Here is a 19,020-nt window from a genome sequence, read left to right as displayed (position 1 = left end):
CAATTTATCAGACAAATTTCCAGGCCTGTACTTTGTGAAAAGCAGAGCACAGGCCTTTTATTTCAATAAAAGCTTGTGAACTCAACTCGAAAGCATTATAATTTTTATGAAAGCGTTTTCGAAATTCAATCATAGAAATGGAGACTTTGGAATGAGTTTTTATAGTGAACAACAAGAAGCGATGATTGACTCCAACACCCCGGGCGCACAACTCCACACGCTTACCAACCTGGCAGCCACCCCGCAGGCCAACGTAATTATCGTCCACGGGCTAGCAGAATACGCCGGCCGCTTTGACCCCATCGCCAGCTACCTGGTCCAGCATGACTGCAACGTCTTCCGTTACGACCAGCTCGGCCACGGCAAGAGTGGGGGTAAGCGGGGCTTCATGAAGGCGCCTGACGACCTCTCCGAAAACCTCAAACAGGTGGTTGACCGCGTCAAGGCTAACTACCCGAACCTACCGACCTTCGTCATTGGTCACAGCATGGGCGGGGAGACCGTCCTCCTCTACGGTGTCGAATACCCGCAAACGGTGGACGGCCTCATCGTCACCGACCCGGTCTCCTTATCAGAAAATACCTCCAACCTGAGCTTTCCACTGGAGGGCGGGGCGGAAACTGAAATCCCGAACGCCATCAGCGGCGGGCTCGACTGCGACCAGCGGGTGGTCGACAAGTACATCAATAACGACCAGGTCCTCCACACACTGACGATTGGCATCATGAACAATGTCCTCTGGCAGGGCTCGCTCTTCCTTCGCGACCACATCCAAAAGATTACCGACCCCATACTTTACCTCCAGGGGCTCGAGGACGGCCTGATCAGCTACAAGGACTCGCTGACTGCCTACGCCCAGATCAGCTCTAAGGATAAAGAACTCCACGTCTACCCGTTCCTGATGCACGAAATCCTCAATGAAACGAGTCGGAAGTGGGAAATCTACGACGAAATCCTCCGCTGGATTAATCAGCGGCGGTACTAATGAAAGAAGTGCGAGTTGCCACCTTGTGCTAGCGAACACGTTATCTTAAGAAAGAAAACTGGGAAAGCAATTTCTCAGTTTTTTTATTGCTCACTAACCAATCCGCGGGTGCACCAAGACCACGTCAGCCAATCGGAAGCCCATTTTACACTTGTGAAATCAACAACAAATTTAGAAATTTTATCAAGAAAGGGTTTACAAAACAAAAATAGGGGAGTATATTAAGACTTGTAAGTTAGTTGTTTATACAAACTAAATCATTTCAGGAGGCTATTAATTATGGCTGATTTATGGGAAAACATTGGTGACATTAAATATGAAGGCCCACACAAGAGCCTGAAGTCCGGCTTGTTCTATCAATACTACAACCCAGACGAAGTAATCTTAGGTAAGAAGATGAAGGACTGGTTACGGTTCTCAGTTGCTTACTGGCACACCTTTGACCAACGGTTGGTTGACCCATTCGGTGACGGAACTGCTACTCGTCCATATGACAAGTACAGTGACCCAATGGACCAAGCACTTGCCAAGGTGGATTACGCATTTGAATTTTACAAGAAGTTAGGCGTTGACTTCCTTTGCTTCCACGACCGGGACTTGGCTCCAGAAGGTGACACTCTGCGTGAAACCAACAAGAACCTGGACAAGGTTGTTGACAAGATTGTGGAATACCAAAAGGACACTGGCATGAAGGTTCTGTGGAACACTTCCAACCTGTTCACGAACCCTCGCTTCCTGTCCGGTGCTGGTACTGCACCATCATCCGAAATCTACGCTTACGCTTGTGCCCAATTGAAACACAGTCTGGAAATTGGTAAGCGGGTTGGCTCAGAGAACTACGTCTTCTGGGGCGGCCGTGAAGGTTACGAATCACTTTGGAATACCGAAATGAAGCGTGAACAATCACACATTGCCAAGATGTTCCACATGGCAAAGGACTACGCTAACGAAATTGGTTTCGATGCTCAAATGCTGCTGGAACCAAAGCCAAAGGAACCAACCACGCACCAATACGACTTTGATGCCGCAACAACTATCAACTTCATGCGTGAATATGGTCTGGACAAGGACTTTAAGCTCAACCTTGAAGGTAACCACGCTAACCTGGCCGGCCACACTTACCAGCACGAAATCCGGGTTGCCCGTGAGGCTGGCCTGCTTGGTTCTCTGGATGCTAACCAGGGTGACAAGCTGATTGGCTGGGACATTGATGAATACCCATCCAACCTGTACGAAACTACTGCTGCTATGTGGGAAGTTATCGAAAACGGCAGCATCGGCCCTCGTGGTGGTCTGAACTTTGATGCTAAGCCACGGCGGACTTCCTTCAAGCCAGAAGACCTCTTCTACGGTCACATTGTCGGCATGGACAGCTTTGCCGCAGGTCTGCGGGTAGCCGCCGCCATGAAGGAAGACGGCTTCATCGACGACGTTCTCAAGACCCGTTACGCTAGCTGGGACGAAGGTCTGGGTAAGGAAATCGAAGACGGCAAGGAAGACTTCAAGAGCCTTGAAGCTAAGGTTATTGATACTCCACAAGCACAACTGCGGGCCGCAACTCAGTCTGACCACCTGGAAGAAATCAAGGACACGATCAACCACTACATGATTGAAACTCTTGCTAAGTAATTCACCTCAAAACCGCGAAATTACATGTAATAACAATTACTAACTATCAATCCAAGAAATGTTCACTAAAAATATTAACAGCATGAGTAGTGTCAGCTAATATAAGGGCCGAGGCAATCAACTTTGCCCCGGCCCTTTTTGCAGAAAGGAATGAATGTGATGAATGAATACGTAATCGGCGTTGACCTCGGGACCAGTGCCGTCAAGGTTTCCGCTATGGACAGGGAAGGCCAGATTGCTGCCCAGCAAAGCTACGGCTATGACCTCCACCAGCCCCACCCGGGATACAGTGAGCAGGACCCCCGCGACTGGCTATACGGAACTACCATCGCCATTGACCGGCTCATCCTCCGGGACGGCCTCAAGGCGGAGGAAATTAAGGGGATTTCCTTCTCCGGTCAGATGCACGGCCTCGTCCTGCTTGACGAAAACGGCCAGGTTCTGCGGCCAGCAATGCTCTGGAACGATACCCGGACGACGAAACAGTGTGAAGAGATCCGGGAAAAACTCGGCGACAAGTTTATCGACATTACCGGTAACCGGGCCTTGGAAGGCTTTACCCTACCAAAGCTGTTGTGGGTCAAGGAAAACCAGCCCGACATCTGGGCGAAGGCAAAGAGCTTCCTCTTGCCAAAAGACTACGTTCGCTTCGTGATGACCGGCAAGCAGGCCATTGATTACTCTGATGCCACGGGGACGGTTCTCTACGACATCAAGGAGGGGACCTGGAGCAAGGAGATTTGCGACGCCTTTGATATTCCAATGTCGATCTGCCCACCATTGATCCGGTCGATTGACGAGGCGGGAACAGTAACGGACAACTATTCCATGTTCTCCGGCCTGAAAACGTCAACCAAGGTCTTTGGCGGTGGCGGTGACAACGCCTGCGGGGCGGTTGGTGCCGGCATCCTCCAGCCCAACATGGTGATGTCCAGTATCGGAACTTCCGGGGTGGTCCTCAAGTACGAGCCGGACGCTAACGTCAACTACCACGGGGCCCTCCAGTACGAGTGTCACGCTATTCCCGACACTTACTACTCAATGGGGGTTACCCTGGCGGCTGGTCACTCGCTGAACTGGTTTAAGCACACTTTTGCCGCAGACGAGGACTTCACGGAAATGGTCAACCGGGCTTCCCAACGACCATTGGGGGCCAACGGATTGCTCTTTACCCCGTACGTAGTCGGTGAGCGGACCCCGTACGCCGATGCTGATATCCGGGGGAGTTTCATCGGCGTGGACAGTATGCAGAATAAGTACGACTTTGTCCGGGCCGTAATTGAGGGCATTACCTTCAGTTTCCGGGATATTTTGAACATCTACGACCAGCACGGCCAGGACTTTGATACCGTGGTCGCCATCGGTGGGGGCGCCAAGAGTGACTTCTGGCTCCAGCTTCAGGCGAACATCTTCAACAAGAAGGTCGTGGCCCTGACCAACGAACAGGGTCCTGGTTTGGGTGCTGCCATGCTGGCTGCCGTAGGGCTTGGCTGGTATGATTCCTTGCGGGATTGCGCGAAGAAGTTCGTTCACTTCGGCAAGACCTACCAGCCACAAGCCGACCAGGTCGCCAAGTACAACGACCTGTACAAGGTTTACCATCAGGTATATGACCAGACGAAGGGCCTCAGCCACCAGTTGATGACCCTGCGGAATAGCTGGGATTAGGATAAAAATAAACAGGCTGTCAATGCTCGGTTAAACCGGGCGTTGGCGGCCTGTTGCTGTTTTGTGGAAATTTTGCTTACTTTTGCTTTAACTGGCGAAGAACTTCGTCGGCAATCTCATGGTTGGTCCACATCCAAACGGCATGGCCCAGCGCTTCGGAAAGGTGTTCTTCCCACGGCTGGTCGTGGACACTAGGAACAGTCTTCATGGCGGGCATAATCACCAGGTGGAAGGCGACCCAAACCGCGAGGCCAAAGGGAATTCCCTCCCCAAGGGTTAAACTCCGCACCTTTTCATCCAGCAGGGCGGCGTAGGCAGTCGCAAAACTGATTGAAAAGCCAAAGTGCACCAGGTAGCTGACCCATGGTAGGTCTTCACCTGAATAGCGGTAAGTTGCCTGGGTAAGCGCCGCGGGAACGCCGAGCTGCTGCAAGAGCTTTTGCGGCGGGTTAACCTTATTGCGCTCTGGTGTCCGGGGCGGGAGAATATTTTCCCAGCCCAACTTGACTAGGCCGGAAATGACCCCCGCGCTCACGCCTGCGAGTAAAACGTGTTTATAATTCAACTTTACCATTAGATCACATCCTTTAAGGTTAATTATAGCAGGGGTTGTGCTATAAGTCCTATTATTGAAATCAAAATCAAGGAGCGCCCTCCCGAGTACGGTAGAACCGAGCTTAGGAGGGCGCTTATTTATTCTGGATAAGGTCGTAAATTACAGGGGAAGACGGTGGAAGTGTCAACCCCGGCAGTCGGTACTAGGGTTGCTTTTCGGTCGGTCGCGTGCCGCTTTTTTGCTGGCGAACTTCACTGGGGAGCTTGCCAAACATTTCCCGGAAAAATTTGCGGGCGGTCCGGGGATTGGTCAGGCCGTTCTTTTGGAATAATTGTCTGATGTCAGTGTCCGTGTTGACGAGGTCGTTGTAAAGGTGGTTGAGCTTGACCAGGTAAATATAGTGGATCAGGGAAATGCCGACTTGCTGCTTAAAGCGGCGGGAGAGGTAGTTCGGATTATAACCGAATTCACGGGCAAGTGCGGCGACGGAAAGCAGTTCGGTGCTGTGATCATTGATGAAAATCAGCAGTTGCTTAACGCTGTCGCTATTGGCGACCTGCCGCTCTGGATCACGAAGCTCGGTAAAAAGCACCTTTAAAAGCGATACGAAGGCGACCTGGCTGTCGAAACGAAAGGCGGGCGGCTGCTTAATCAATAGGGTGCCGAGACGTTTGATGAGTGTTAAGGCCGTTGCATAGGCCGGACTGGCAACCTGGTTATTGATGAAGCTAACCCGCTCGGGGTGGTCAATGTAGGGCTCAATGACCCTTAGCGGAATTTGCAAAACATAGGCAGTGTTGGGCTGGTTAGTCACGGCATGAACTACTCCTGAGGGAATTGCAATAAACTGGTCCTTTTGGATGGCGAAGGTTTGCCCATTAATTGTGAAGTCAAGGCGTCCTTGGAGTACGCAGACAAGCTCAATGCTGCTGTGCCAGTGGAAGGGGACGTACCCCCGGGTACTGACTTCCGACCGCCAAAAACGGATTCCAATACTGGTATTAACGACCACGTTTTCGTGGTGCAGGTTATCCATCATCAATCACCAACCTTACAATTCTTACCTAAGAGGATTCACAAGTGAACCAAAGCGTCTAATTACGTTGACCTGAAAGCGGATACAATATACTATCATTACAGTTGATTTATTAAGCACACTAACTTACAAAGACTATTATAGCAGTGTTTGTTTGCTGAAAGAAAGGAAGTAAATAATGAGCGTAATTAAAAATCCAATTATTCCCGGGATGGCTCCGGATCCGTCAATTTTAAGAGTAGGTGAAGATTATTACATCGCTACTTCGACCTTTCACTGGAAGCCAGCGATTCAAATTTTTCATTCGCGCGACCTCGCCAACTGGCAGCTGCTTACCTACGCCTTAGACGATGAGGAGGTCGACCTCCAAGGGACTAATACCCCGGCGGGAATCTGGGCGCCGCACCTGTCATACGACAAGCAGACCGGAAAATACTGGCTGGCTTTCTGCCACATTCAAAACATGGCTGGCCGCGAGTTTAATGCCGAGAGCTATATCATGTCCGCGGACCAGGTCACGGGACCCTGGACCAAGCCGGCATACCTGACCTCGATTGGCTTTGACCCCTCGCTCTTCCATGACGAAGATGGCAAGCACTACGCAGCCGTGTTGGAATGGGAAACGCGGGAAGGCTACCAGGCTCCAGGCCACATCGTGATCGCGGAAGTTGATCTGCCAAGCGGCCGGGTTCATGAATGGCACCGGGTAACCACGGGCTTTACGACCCGGGGCTGTGTCGAAGCCCCGCAGATTTATCAGCATGGTGGTTACTACTACCTGCTCTTAGCGTCAGGCGGGACCGGCTATGCGCACGGTGTGGAAATCGGCCGGTCAAAGGAGATCTTTGGACCATACGAACCCAATCCGACCGGTGAACCGATCATCACTTCGTCACCCCACCACCTTTTCTCGCTGGGGGATCCAGATGCGGGGCATTTTGAGATGTATAACCCGCACTCTAAGCTACAAAAATCCGGTCACGGTTCGCTGGTGGAAACTCCTGATGGTCGGTGGTACATGGCACACTTAACCTCGCGACCGTTACCAGGCCAAAAACTTAACCCGCTGGGACGGGAAACCGCCTTGCAAGAGATGCGTTGGACCCAGGAGGGCTGGCTGGAACTGGCCGATGGCAGCAACCTGGCGAAAGAAACGGTGACGGTTCCGGGAACAGTCAAGCAGGACCGGCAAGCCGTTGACGTCGAGGACCACTTTGCTGCCGACCACTATGACCACCGCTTTATGACCCCTTACCACGGGCAAAGCAGTGACTGGGTGACGGTTCAAGACGGGCACCTGCTGATCAGCGGTCGGAATTCCCTCTTTTCCCAGGTGGCGCCTTCGATTATGGGAACCCGGGCAACCTCATTGCACTATGACCTGCAGACAAAGGTGACCTTTCATCCCGATCATTACTCAGAAACAGCGGGCGTTGGCTTGTACTATGACGCTAATAACTGGTTCTATGTCCGCCTAGTGCAAGCAGATAATGAACGGGAAACGGTCTTGCGTGTCCTCCAGGCTAAGCAGGGCCAGCGGATTGACGATTACCTTGACGAGGTTCCGGTCCCTGACGAGAGCGTGGAGGTGCGGCTCCGTTATGACGAGGGCCAAGTGGTAGTCGCTTACCGCTTTACTTCCCAGGATGAATGGCAGCAGTTAGGCGGTCGCTACGATTTGGCCTACCTTTCCGATGAGGGGGTCAATGGCGAGCCCGGAGAAATTGGCGGCTTTACGGGGCTGTTTAACTTTATCGGCGCGGTCGACGCTTACCAGCACCAGTCTGCCGGGAAATTCGCCTATTACAGCGTTCACAACCGGGATTAACGATTATTGCGGTACTGGTTGGGCGTCATCCCAGTCCAGCGCTTAAACTGCCTGGCAAAGTGCGACTGTTCGTTGTAGCCGAGCGCAGTACTGATTGCCAAAATGCTGTAATCAGGAATCAGTAGGAGGTGCTTAGCTTCCACGAGCTTTAGTTCGGAAAGGTAGGCACGGGGTGAGACGCCGTAAACGTCTTTGAAAACCTCCGAACCATAACTGAGGCTGATCTGCGCTTCTGAAATAACCTTTTTAACGGTTAAAGCGGCAGTCAGCCGGGGGTCAATACCGTGGTGGTTGAAGTCAAAGATTTGCTTTTTCAGCTGTTGCTGGAGACCACTGGCAATCATTCCGGCGTATTTGAGCTTGGTCAGACTCGTTGCCTGTTCCCGAATCGTGGTTTGCTGGTTGAGGGTGATTAAAAAGTCGGTGAAGAACTTTTGCACCTTGAGCTTCGTGTCAAAGTCGTACTGCATATCGGGGCGGATCAGCCGCCAGAGTTCCGTCAAGCTGGGCACCAGCTCCTTATTTTGCTGGGTGGAGCGGGGATAGTAAATCAACCCGCGTTCAATCAACCGGGTGCTGAGTTCCTGGTCGTCGAGGCCAAAGTGAAAATTGAAGTAAGACATATCTTGGAGACAGGTGATATCATGGTCAAGGTTTGGGGGAATGATGAGGATATCCCCGGTAGTTAGGACAAAGGCGTCCTGGGCCAGGTGAACCCGTTCGGACCCGGCGAGAATCTGAATCAGTTCAAAGGCCAGGTGACGCTCGGTTCCGATATGCCAACCCGCCTTTACCTGCTGGGAGTGGCCGCCAAAGAAGGTTAGCCGCCAGCTGAGAGCGGGGAGGCGCAGGGCGTTTTTCAGTGTTTGCGAATGATACGGTTCCATTAATCATTACCTCGAAAAGGGACAATTTTGCCTAAATAAGACGCTGTGAATATGCTTACATTAACATGATAATAAAAGCGTCGCAAATGAAATCGATTTCAAAACGGACAGACAGAAAGGACTACTTAAGATGAAACAGCTTTTGTATGGGGTGGCTTACTACTTTGAGTACCTGCCCTATGACCGGATCGACAAGGATATTTCAATGATGCAGGATGCGGGAATCAATGTCGTCCGAATCGGTGAAAGTACCTGGAGTACCTATGAACCCCAGGACGGCTTGTTTGACTTTACTAAGCTCACCTATGTTTTGGACAAAATGAAGGCGGCAGGGATGAACGTGATTGTGGGAACCCCCACCTATGCCTTTCCAACCTGGCTAGCTAAAAAGTACCCCGAGGTCCTGGTGGAAAATAATGGCCAGCGAAAGCCCTACGGCGCCCGCCAGATCATGGACATCACCAGTCCGGTGTACCGCTACTATGCTGAGCGGGTGATTCGGCACATGCTGGCGGTGACGGCCAAGTATGACAACGTGATTGGATACCAGATCGATAACGAAACGAAGCATTACGGAACTTCTAGCAAGAATGTTCAACGGGGCTTTGTGGAGGCCATCAAGAAAAAGTATGATGGCGACTTAGAGCAGTTTAACCACGACTTTGGTCTTGACTACTGGTCGAACCGGATTAACGCCTGGGAGGACTTTCCGTCGGTGAACGGGACAATCAATGGCAGTCTGGCCGGTGAGTTTGCTAAGTACCAACGGCAGCTGGTGACCGACTACCTTGCCTGGCAGGCCCGGATCGTCAATGAGTATAAGCATGAGGGACAATTCATTACCCATAACTTTGACTTTGAATGGCGGGGCTACTCCTTTGGTATCCAGCCGGACGTCAACCACTTCGCGGCAGCAAACTGCTTAGACGTGATTGGGATTGATGTTTACCACCCGTCCCAACGGCAGCTGACGGGGGCAGAATTATCGTTTGCTGGGGATGAAGCCCGGAGCATTAAAATGCAAAACTACCTAGTACTGGAAACCCAGGCCCAGGCTTTTAAGACCTGGACGCCCTACCCGGGCCAGCTCTACCAACTCGCCTTTAGTCACGTGGCGAGCGGAGCTAACATGGTTGAATATTGGCACTGGCACTCCATTCATAATTCCTTTGAAACTTACTGGAAGGGCTTGCTGAGTCATGACTTTGCACCAAATCCGGTCTACAACGAGGCCAAGAAGGTCGGTCGCGACTTCCAACGCCTGTCACCCAAGCTGGTGAACCTCAAAATCAACTCCCGGGTAGCCTTTGTGGTCGACAACGAGAGTCTGACAGCAACGAGCGGCAACTGGATGGAGTTTGGGATTGGCAAGGATAAGTACAATGACGTCTTCCGGCGATTGTACGACGCCTTTTACCGGCAAAACATTCGGACGGATATCCTGAATCCGGCGACTATCGACCTGCCTAAGTACGACCTGGTCGTCGTGCCAATGTTGTACGTCACCGATGACCAGTTCTTAGAGCGGCTGAACGATTACGTTCGCCAGGGGGGACACGTGCTGTACACCTTCAAGGACGGGGTGACGGATGAGCACGTCAAGGTCCGCACCTGCCAGCAGCCGGGGATTATCAGCGAGGCCATCGGTGCCCACTACGAAATGTTTGTTGACCCGAATGGCGAGCAGCTTGCGGACCGTTCTGGAATCTTTCAAGACGTTGACCCGACGATTGACCAGTGGGCTGAACTGCTGATTTCTGATGGGGCGAAGGTCCTTGCTGGCTATGACAACCATTGGAAGGAATATGCCGCCATTACGGAAAACCAGTATGGTCAGGGGATGACCTGGTACCTCGGCTGCTGGGCCAACCCGGCTGTCATTGCTAAACTGGTCGAACACGTTTGCCAACAGGTAGGACTCGTACCGAACTACGATGCTCATTTCCCGGTAATTGTTAAATCTGGCATCAACGAAGAACAACGGCAAATTGACTTTATCTTTAACTATTCCGCTGCTGAGGAGCAGGTGACCGTACCAGTAAAGGGCACGGAACTGCTCGGCGGGAAGACCGTGGCAGCGGGTGAACAAATGACGCTCCAGCCGTGGGCGGTCAAAATCATTGAAGAACAATAAATTTTTTTGAATGAAATTGAAAGCGCTTAATAGGAGGAAGATTATGCAAAACGCACATCAAAAAGCACAAGCGGACATTTCTAAAGCTGATCGCGTCCGCTTCTCACTATCATTCTTTGTTTGTTCATTACTGTGGATGAGTGGTTTGGGGATTGTTTCGGCAGTCCTGCTGCCACAGCACCTGAAGGATGTTGTCGGTGGTGCTCAGGCTACGACGATCTTTGGAATTATCAATGCGGTTACTGCGATTGCGTCGCTGGTTTCAAACCTGCTTTTTGGTAACCTTTCCGACCGGACCCGGTCCCGGTATGGTCGCCGGACACCCTGGATTGTTGGCGGGGGAATCGTTGGTGGTGTAACCCTGTTTTTGACGGGGGTATTTGACAATGTTTGGCTGATGGGGCTGATGTATTGCATTTGTATGTTCGGCCTGAACGCGATTATCGCACCGGTGATTGCAACCCTGTCTGACCGGGTTCCAGATGACCTGCGGGCAACGATGTCGGCCTTTTACTCCGCGGGAACGACCGTGGGGACGTCCATCGGTACGCTGGTCGGTGCCTACTTTATCACTATTCAGATCCCCGGCTTTATTTCTGCGGGAGTCTTGATGGGAATTGCCGGCCTTGCCACGGTAATCGTTTGGCCGAGTGAACAGTCATCTAAGGACATGGCGCCGGTCAAGGGCGGTTTGAAGGAATTCATGCTCTCGTTCCGGCCGCCGATGAAGGGTGCCCGGGACTTCTGGCTAGCTTTCGTTGGCCGGACCCTGTTGATCTTTAGCTACTACATGATTTTGAACTACCAGCTCTATATTTTGGAAATGTACATTGGCCAAGGAAAGAAAGCCGCTGCGGCAACAATTTCGGTAATGTCAGTGATTACAATGATTGTGGGCCTGGTTGGTTCATTGGCTTCCGGTGCCATTTCCGATAAGATTGGTCGGCGGAAAGTGCCGGTAATCGTTGCGTCCTTCCTGCTGGCCCTTGGTTACTTCTTGCCATGGGTCATGAAGTCACCAAGTTCGATGATGCTGTTCGCCGGATTTGCCGGGTTAGGCTACGCCGTTTACGGTGCCGTCGACCAGGCGCTCAACGTGGACGTCCTGCCATCAAAGAAGGAAGCCGGAAAAGACCTCGGGATTATTAACGTGGCGACGACTTTGGGCCAGACAGCTGGACCAATCGTAACCAGCGCGCTGGTGGCTGCAGCCGGTTACCAACTGGTCTTCCCAGTAGCGATTGCCTTTGCCATTATTGCCTGTGTATTTATTCAGATGATTCGTTGCACTAAGTAATCGGGGTGAACAGAAAATGGACGAAAAGATTAAAGGAGTTAACTTAGGCGGGTGGCTCGTCCTGGAAAAGTGGATGTCACCGCACCTATTTGATGGAACGGCAGCCGATGACGAGTATTACCTGGCCCAGGACCTGCCCGCGGACGTTTACCAGGCCCGAATCAGCCAGCACCGGGCGAACTTCATTACAGAAGAAGACTTTTTACGGATTGCCAGTCTTGGCTTTAACCTGGTCCGCCTACCGGTTCCGTACTTTGTTTTTGGCGACCGGGCACCGTTTATCGGGGCAATTGCCGAGGTCGACCGCGCCTTTAACTGGGCAGAAGCATACGGAATTAAGATTCTGCTGGATTTGCACACCGCGCCAGATAGCCAAAATGGCTTTGACAACGGTGGAATTTCCGGGGTCTGCAAGTGGGCGAGTGAGCCGGCCGAGGTTGAGTTTGAAAAAAGCGTTGTCAAGCGGCTTGCGGAACGCTACGGCAAGCGGCTGGGCCTTTATGGAATTGAAGTCCTCAATGAGCCCGCAACGGCGGCGATGTTTAGTGATATGCAACGGCGCTTTCCACCGCGGGACCCGGCAAAGGCAGCTGGCAGTGCACCAATTACCTTTGACTTCCTGTACCAGTACTACCAGGATTGCTATGACTTATTGCGGCCACTCCTGCCGGCTGACAAGGTGATTATGTTCCACGACGGCTTTGACATTGACAAGTGGGAAGACTTTTTCAAGCAAAATGATTTTGAGAACGTCGTTTTGGACACCCACCAGTACCTGATGATGGCGGAAATGAAAAACCACGATCTTTCGCTGACGGCTTACGAAAAAACGATGACGGACTTTGGCAAGAAGATTGCCGCGGTGAATAAGGTTGTGCCAGTTGTGACCGGTGAATGGTCACTGTTTAATTCCTATACCGCTGGGGTCGATACGAACGGCGGGATTAACCCAACCCAACAGGAATTTGCCGGGGCTACGCACTTGAGCAAGGAAGAATTGCAACATGCCTACCAAACCCTTTGGAAGACCCAGGTAGACGCCTGGAACCAGGGGATTGGCTACATCTACTGGACCTATAAGCTAAATATCGACACCATCAACGAACCAGCCTGGTACGGGTGGGACTGCTGGGCTCTCCAGCGGGTAGTTGACAAGAAGTGGTTAGCTCCGCAAGATATTTAGGTAGAGGAAACAGAAAGGATCGGTGACAGGAATGGTAAAAGTTGATTTGCAGTTTGTCCAGGGACTGACTTTAGAGGAACGGGCGGCCCTGGTTTCCGGTAAGGACTTCTGGTTTACCGCCAAGGTGCCGGGGATTAACCGAATGATGATGTCGGACGGGCCGTCTGGCTTACGGAAACAGGACATTGACGTAGCCCCGACGGACGTTAATAACTCCGTTGACGCGGTCTGTTTCCCGTCGTCAGCCCTGACGGCGAGTTCCTTCGATGACCAGCTGCTTTACCGCCTAGGTCACCAGTTGGGAATTGCAGCCAATGCAGAACGTTTAGGAGTTTTGTTGGGCCCCGGTGTTAATATCAAGCGGAGTCCACTGGCAGGTCGCAACTTCGAATACTTCTCTGAAGACCCGCTGCTGGCGGGGCGGATGGGCGTTGCTTACGTCAAGGGCGTTCAAGAGGAGGGCGTCGGTGTCAGCGTCAAGCACTTTGCGGCGAATAACCGGGAAAACCAGCGCTTTACCTCCTCGTCCAACATTGATGAACGGGCGTTGCGGGAAATCTACCTTGCCCAGTTTGAGCGGATCGTCAAGGAGGCCCAGCCGGCAACTTTGATGTGTTCTTACAACCGGCTCAACGGGACTCTCAATTCACAGAACCAGCGGCTCCTGACGGAAATTCTCCGGAACGAGTGGGGCTTCCAGGGCCTAGTCATGTCTGACTGGGGAGCCGTGGCGGACCACGTGGCGGCAATCAAGGCCGGCCTGGACCTGGAAATGCCGGGCAAGGGTCAAGCCTCGGTCGACGAGATCGTGCAAGCAGTCAAGGAGGGCCGCTTGCAGGAATCAACGCTGAATCGGTCCGTTCTCCGGGTCCTCAAGATGGTTGAACACTGGGGCAAGGATGTTGCCCATCCAGCTGAGTACGATAAGGAAGAACAGCACGAGTTTGCCCGGCAGGTGGCCGACGACAGTATCATCCTGTTGAAGAATACCGACCATCAGCTGCCACTGACCACGGATAAGTCACTGGCGATTATTGGTGAACTAGCCGCTAAACCCCGCTTTGAAGGTGGCGGGAGTTCCCACGTTAACGCTCACCACGTAGTTACTCCGCTGGCTGCGGCTCCTGCTGGTGCGAAGTATGCTGCTGGCTACCGCCTTGCCGAGACGGCGCCGGACCAGGAACTGACTACGGAGGCCGTCCAACTGGCGAAGCAGAGTAACCGGGTCATCTTCTTTGCCGGCTTCCCAGAGAGCATGGAAACGGAGGGCTTTGACAAGGATTCCATCGCCCTGCCAGCCAACCAAAATGAGCTGCTGACGCAAATCATTGAGGCCAACCCCAATGTCACCGTAGTTTTGCAAAACGGGTCTGTAGTGGAAATGCCGTGGGCGGACCGGGTACCAGCAATCGTGGAAACCTACCTGGCCGGAGAAGCGGTCGGAGAGGCCACCTGGGACATCCTGACGGGGAAGGTCAACCCGTCCGGAAAACTTTCCGAGAGCTTTCCGCTCCGCTTGCAGGATAACCCGACCTATGGCACCTTTGCCAAGGATCATGATGAAGAGGACTACCATGAGGGTATCTTTGTCGGCTACCGTTACTACGACCTGCACGAGATGCCGGTCCGCTTCCCGTTTGGGCACGGTCTAAGCTATACGGACTTTACTTACAGTGACCTGACGGTGAGTGAAGAGAGCAATGATGTGAAGGTCCGGTTTACGGTTACCAATAGCGGCCAAGTAGCCGGCAAGGAGGTCGCCCAGGTCTATGTTGCCAACCACGTCAGCCGGGTTGAAATGCCGGTCAAGGAGCTGCGGGACTTCACGAAGCTAGCACTGGCGCCGGGCGAGAGCCAGACGGTTACGTTGACCTTGCCGCGCCGGGCCTTTAGCTACTACAACGTTGCTCAAGAGCAGTGGGAAGCCGACAATGGCGAGTACGAGATTATGGTCGGCAGCTCTTCCCGGGACATCCGCCTCACCGCCCAGTTTAAGCTGACGATTGGTGTTAACCCGCTGGGGACGGTGACGGAAGATACCTACCTCGGTGACCTCTGGAATGACACGGATCCAAAGGTACAGGCGGCGCTGAAGTCTTCTGGCTTGTATGAGGTCTTGAAGCCGATGATGGCGGATAAGGATTGGGTCGCGATTTCCGCGAATATGCCATTGCGGTCGTTAGCCGCGACGGGGATTTCCGAAGAGGTCCGCGAAAAGTTTTTCCAGGCATTGCGGTAAAAACGGCTCGGTAGCAGGACAGCACGATTAATAGCAGCCGGGCTGTCTTCCGAATATTGACTTTCCGACTTTAAAAATTAAAATCGTCTGCTGTGGTTTTTGACCGCAGTAGGCGATTTTGTTATTTCAATCTTTTCGATTTAACCTTTGACAGCGACCCCCTCGTGAACTCCCCGGACCGCGATGGCGGCACAAAAGAGCGAGAGGCCGGCAATCAGCATCATCATCGGCTGGCTGTGACCAACTAACGGGAAGATGACGAAACTGAGCAGGGACGCCACGATTTGCGGGAGGCAAATGCCGATGTTAAAAAGACCGATGTAGGCACCTTCGTTTTCACCGTTGAGCGAAGAGGTCAGGAGGGTAAACGGCAGGGTGTGGATCGTAAAGTAGCAGATTCCAAAGAGAATGAAGGCCAGTACAGTCAGCCACTGGCTGTGGACCAGGGAGACCATTACCAGGCCAATTCCGCCGAGCACGAGGCCGGTGGCGTACCACTTTTTCCGCGTCGTCGTCTTGGCATGGGAGTAGAGGAAGCCCCAGCAGATTCCGGCGATACTAAGAATGGCGGTGAGGACTCCGTACCAGTTGCCGGCCGCTTGAAAGCCGGCGCTGGTCGGGTCAGTCGTGTGCCAGACGTTTTTCGCGAGGGTGCCGGTGGCGTAAGTCCAAACATACATGATGCCGACCCAGCTGAAAAACTGTACCAGACAGAGTTCCCAAAAGGCCCGGGGAGCGACCTTCGTGAGATGCCAGAGGCTGACGGACTTTTGGTTGTCCTGGGGGTTGATCCCGTGATACTTAGCGTAGGTCTGGGGATCGTATTCCTTAACGTTGAAGACGGTCCACATACTGGTAATCAGCAGGACGGCCGCCGCGACCACGTAAGCGTAGATAACGGTATCCGGTACTACTCCCCGCTTCGCCGTATTGTGCATTCCACAAGCGGTGAAGATAAAGGGCAGCAGGGAGGCCAGGATGCCCCCACCGTTGAAGAAGATTTGCTGGAGGGACCAGGCGAAGTTCTTCTGCTTGTTGTTCACCATGTCACCGACGATCATCCGGAAGGGCTGCATACAGATGTTGTTGAAGAGGTCCATGAAGCAGACGGCAAAGGCAGCAAAGACCATTGCGGCCATCGAACCGTAGCCGAAGCCGAGGGAGCCAGAGAACGGCAGCATTAGCAGGACCAGGGCCGCAATCGGTGCCCCAAACAGGAGGTAGGGCATCCGCCGTTCAAAGCGGTTCCAAGTCCGGTCAGAGTACTTCCCAATCAATGGCTGGCCAATCATTCCCATTAGCCCGGGAAAGATGAAGAAGAAGCCGAGGCTATTCGGGTTGGCCCCGATCGACTGGAAAATCCGGCTCATTTGAGAGCTTTGGAGTGAGAAACCCATGTTGATTCCGAGAAAGCCAAAGGTAATGGAAAAGATGACCCATTTTGAGAGGTCGGGCAGGCCGGCGTCGAGGTTGACTTGTTTCGTCTTTTGCTTATTCATGACTGCCACCCCCTAGTCCTTTTCAGCAGGAACGGTGAAGTTGAGCAAACTGTCGAGGGGATGACTAGCACGGGTAAAGAGGGGCAGGGTGTCAATTGGGCAATCAACGGTGACGGTCTGGCCGCCATGGTAGGTCTGCTTAGTGTTGACATCAATCCAGTCCTCACTCGCTGGCAGGTAAACATCTCGCTTGGTCTGACCAGCGTGAAGAATTGGGGCAACCAAAACGTCTGGGCCAAACATGTACTCGTCCGAAATATCCCAGGTCTGGCCGTCCTTAGCGAAGTCATAGAAGAGGGGCCGCATGACTGGCGTGCCGTCTGTGTGGGCTTCCTTCATCTGCTCCATGACGTACGGGCGAATGGCTTCCCGCATGAAGAGGTACTTGCGTAGGATTTCGTAGGTTGGCCGCGGGTACTTATAGATTTCGTTAAAGGCCCCGCTGCCAAATGGCTGGTTAAACATCCGGTCGGCGTGTTCAATCGTCTGTTCTGCGGGCTCCCGGAATCCATGCAGGCGCATGACCGGGCAGAAGGTCCTGAATTGGAACCAGCGGGTCAGCAGTTCGTGGAATTGCGGGTCATGAACGTTGCCACCGGTAAAACCACCGATATCGGTAGTCCACCAGGAAATGCCAGATAAGCCCGCGTTTAGCCCAGCGACCACCTGCTTTTGCAGCGACTCAAAGGTCGAGTGGACGTCACCAGACCAGAGGACGACCCCGTACTTTTGGCTGCCGGCCCAGACACAGCGGACGAGGTTCACGATGTCTTTTTGTCCGGCGGCCTTCTGACCCTCATAAAAGGCCTTGGCATATTCAAGCGGGTAGACGTTGCTGAGCTTGAGGGCGGGACCCTGGTAGTAGCGGAAGTGGTCGAAGTCGTACATGAAACCGTACTCCGGTTCCGCTTCGTCGAGCCAGAACATCCGCACGCCATTGTCGTAGTAGTTTTGCTTGGCCTTGTCCCAGACGTACTTGCGGGCACCCGGATTAGTGGCGTCGAAGAAGGTTTCGTTGCCCATGAAGTGGTAAGAATCCTGGTACATCCGCTCGGACCGAACGAGGTAGCCCTTGTCGTTCATCTCGTCATAGTTTTCACTGTTGACGTCGACGGTCGGCCAGATGGAAACCATCAGCTTGATCCCTATCTGCTTTAGCTCGTCGACCATCCCCTTTGGATCTGGCCAATACTTGGGGTCAAACTTCCATTCACCCTGATTAGGCCAGTGGAAGAAGTCAATGACGATTACGTTGATGGGCAGGCCCTTGTCCTTATACTCGTGGGCCACCTTCAGCAGCTCTTCCTGGGTCTTGTACCGCAGTTTGCATTGCCAAAAGCCGCTGGCAAATTTCGGCATCATCGGGACCTTCCCGGTGGCGGCCGTGTAGTTTTCGACAGTTTGGGCTGGTGAGTCCGCGGCCGTTACCCAGAAGTCAAGCTGGTCGGTGTCCCGAGCTTCCCACTTAGTTTCGTTATTGGCAAAGGTGACCTGACCGATTGCGGGATTATTCCACAGGAAGCCGTAACCCCGGTTGGAGAGGACAAAGGGAACGGTTGCCTGGGTATTCCGCTGGGCAAGTTCAAGGATGCAACCCTTGTAGTTGAGCTGCTTTTCCTGCCGCTGCCCCATTCCGTAAATTTTTTCGTCGTCAAAGGCCTCCAAGCGCAGAGTTGCCTGGTAGTCCCCACCGATAATCGGTTTGAGCTCCCGGCCGGGGATGCCGAGGGGACTGGTCTTTTTGCCACCCGGTTTGACCTGCCAGCGCTCTTCCAAGAGGACTTTGCCATCCTGGTTGGTGATGGTTAACCAGCCAAAGCGGTTGATGCTGGCGGTGATGTTGCCATTGCTGATCGCACAGCTGTTGGCTTCTTCGTCGAGTTTAATTTGGTCGTAGCTGCCAGTGTGTTCCTTAGAATAGGCTAGTGCCCAGTCTTGGTCGGGTGTAAAGTGACTGTTTTTAGTTACCCGGAAACGCAGGCTGTCCTTACCCCACGGCTGGATGAGAACCTGCTCGGCAGCGTGCTCCCAGTACAAACCATTTGCTGCTTTTTTAATTACTGCCATATAAAGTCTTCC

Annotated in this window: 13 protein-coding genes; 8 read left to right on the top strand and 5 right to left on the bottom strand. The window is 52.9% G+C overall.

Annotated elements, in window-relative coordinates; translation table 11 throughout:
* Nucleotides 1-151: 151 nt before the first annotated feature.
* From N4599_RS03715 to xylB, 3 genes are all read left to right on the top strand, one after another.
* Nucleotides 152-985, top strand: coding sequence for an alpha/beta hydrolase (locus N4599_RS03715; protein ID WP_191363951.1), 834 nt, complete (start codon nucleotides 152-154; stop codon nucleotides 983-985).
* A 279-nt stretch (nucleotides 986-1,264) separates the two neighbouring features.
* Nucleotides 1,265-2,614 (top strand): xylose isomerase, encoded by a 1,350-nt coding sequence (gene xylA, locus N4599_RS03710; RefSeq protein WP_003715908.1) that lies wholly within the window; start codon nucleotides 1,265-1,267, stop codon nucleotides 2,612-2,614.
* A gap of 159 nt (nucleotides 2,615-2,773) precedes the next feature.
* Nucleotides 2,774-4,282 (top strand): xylulokinase, encoded by a 1,509-nt coding sequence (gene xylB, locus N4599_RS03705; protein ID WP_260902072.1) that lies wholly within the window; start codon nucleotides 2,774-2,776, stop codon nucleotides 4,280-4,282.
* A 76-nt stretch (nucleotides 4,283-4,358) separates the two neighbouring features.
* Here the strand turns inward: xylB and N4599_RS03700 are convergent, their stop codons facing one another.
* Together N4599_RS03700 and N4599_RS03695 are read right to left on the bottom strand one after the other, a co-directional pair.
* Entirely contained in the window at nucleotides 4,359-4,856 is a 498-nt protein-coding gene (locus tag N4599_RS03700) for a DUF1440 domain-containing protein (RefSeq protein WP_260902070.1), read from the bottom strand.
* 184 nt (nucleotides 4,857-5,040) lie between these two features.
* On the bottom strand, nucleotides 5,041-5,877 hold the full coding sequence (locus N4599_RS03695; protein ID WP_191363953.1) for a helix-turn-helix domain-containing protein: 837 nt from the start codon (nucleotides 5,875-5,877) through the stop codon (nucleotides 5,041-5,043).
* A gap of 175 nt (nucleotides 5,878-6,052) precedes the next feature.
* Here N4599_RS03695 and N4599_RS03690 point away from each other — a divergent pair, with 175 nt between their 5' ends.
* On the top strand, nucleotides 6,053-7,702 hold the full coding sequence (locus N4599_RS03690; protein ID WP_062812920.1) for a glycoside hydrolase family 43 protein: 1,650 nt from the start codon (nucleotides 6,053-6,055) through the stop codon (nucleotides 7,700-7,702).
* On the opposite strand, the gene N4599_RS03685 is transcribed toward N4599_RS03690, so the two are convergent.
* Nucleotides 7,699-8,589, bottom strand: coding sequence for a helix-turn-helix domain-containing protein (locus N4599_RS03685; RefSeq protein WP_062812921.1), 891 nt, complete (start codon nucleotides 8,587-8,589; stop codon nucleotides 7,699-7,701). The two genes, N4599_RS03690 and N4599_RS03685, sit on opposite strands and share 4 nt — an antisense overlap.
* Nucleotides 8,590-8,719: 130 nt before the next feature.
* Here N4599_RS03685 and N4599_RS03680 point away from each other — a divergent pair, with 130 nt between their 5' ends.
* From N4599_RS03680 to N4599_RS03665, 4 genes are read left to right on the top strand one after another with little or no spacing between them, the layout of a single operon-like run.
* Nucleotides 8,720-10,723, top strand: coding sequence for a beta-galactosidase (locus N4599_RS03680; protein WP_260902066.1), 2,004 nt, complete (start codon nucleotides 8,720-8,722; stop codon nucleotides 10,721-10,723).
* Nucleotides 10,724-10,766: 43 nt separating this feature from the next.
* Complete coding sequence (locus N4599_RS03675; RefSeq protein ID WP_062812923.1) at nucleotides 10,767-12,020, top strand: MFS transporter; 1,254 nt, start codon at nucleotides 10,767-10,769, stop codon at nucleotides 12,018-12,020.
* 16 nt (nucleotides 12,021-12,036) lie between these two features.
* The gene (locus N4599_RS03670) at nucleotides 12,037-13,203 is read left to right on the top strand and encodes a glycoside hydrolase family 5 protein (RefSeq protein WP_191363957.1); all 1,167 of its coding nucleotides are present in this window, start codon (nucleotides 12,037-12,039) and stop codon (nucleotides 13,201-13,203) included.
* A gap of 31 nt (nucleotides 13,204-13,234) precedes the next feature.
* On the top strand, nucleotides 13,235-15,442 hold the full coding sequence (locus N4599_RS03665) for a glycoside hydrolase family 3 C-terminal domain-containing protein (protein WP_260902064.1): 2,208 nt from the start codon (nucleotides 13,235-13,237) through the stop codon (nucleotides 15,440-15,442).
* 140 nt (nucleotides 15,443-15,582) lie between these two features.
* Here N4599_RS03665 and N4599_RS03660 read toward each other — a convergent pair whose 3' ends face one another.
* A complete protein-coding gene (locus N4599_RS03660; protein WP_260902062.1) occupies nucleotides 15,583-16,941 on the bottom strand; it encodes an SLC45 family MFS transporter in 1,359 nt (452 codons plus the stop codon).
* Nucleotides 16,942-16,953: 12 nt separating this feature from the next.
* Entirely contained in the window at nucleotides 16,954-19,008 is a 2,055-nt protein-coding gene (locus N4599_RS03655; protein ID WP_260902060.1) for a glycoside hydrolase family 31 protein, read from the bottom strand.
* Between the last annotated feature and the right edge of the window lie 12 nt (nucleotides 19,009-19,020).

Source organism: Limosilactobacillus oris (assembly GCF_025311495.1).
Lineage (GTDB): Bacteria > Bacillota > Bacilli > Lactobacillales > Lactobacillaceae > Limosilactobacillus > Limosilactobacillus oris_A.
Note: the sequence above shows the minus strand (reverse complement) of the source record. Positions and strands in the feature narration are given on the sequence as shown.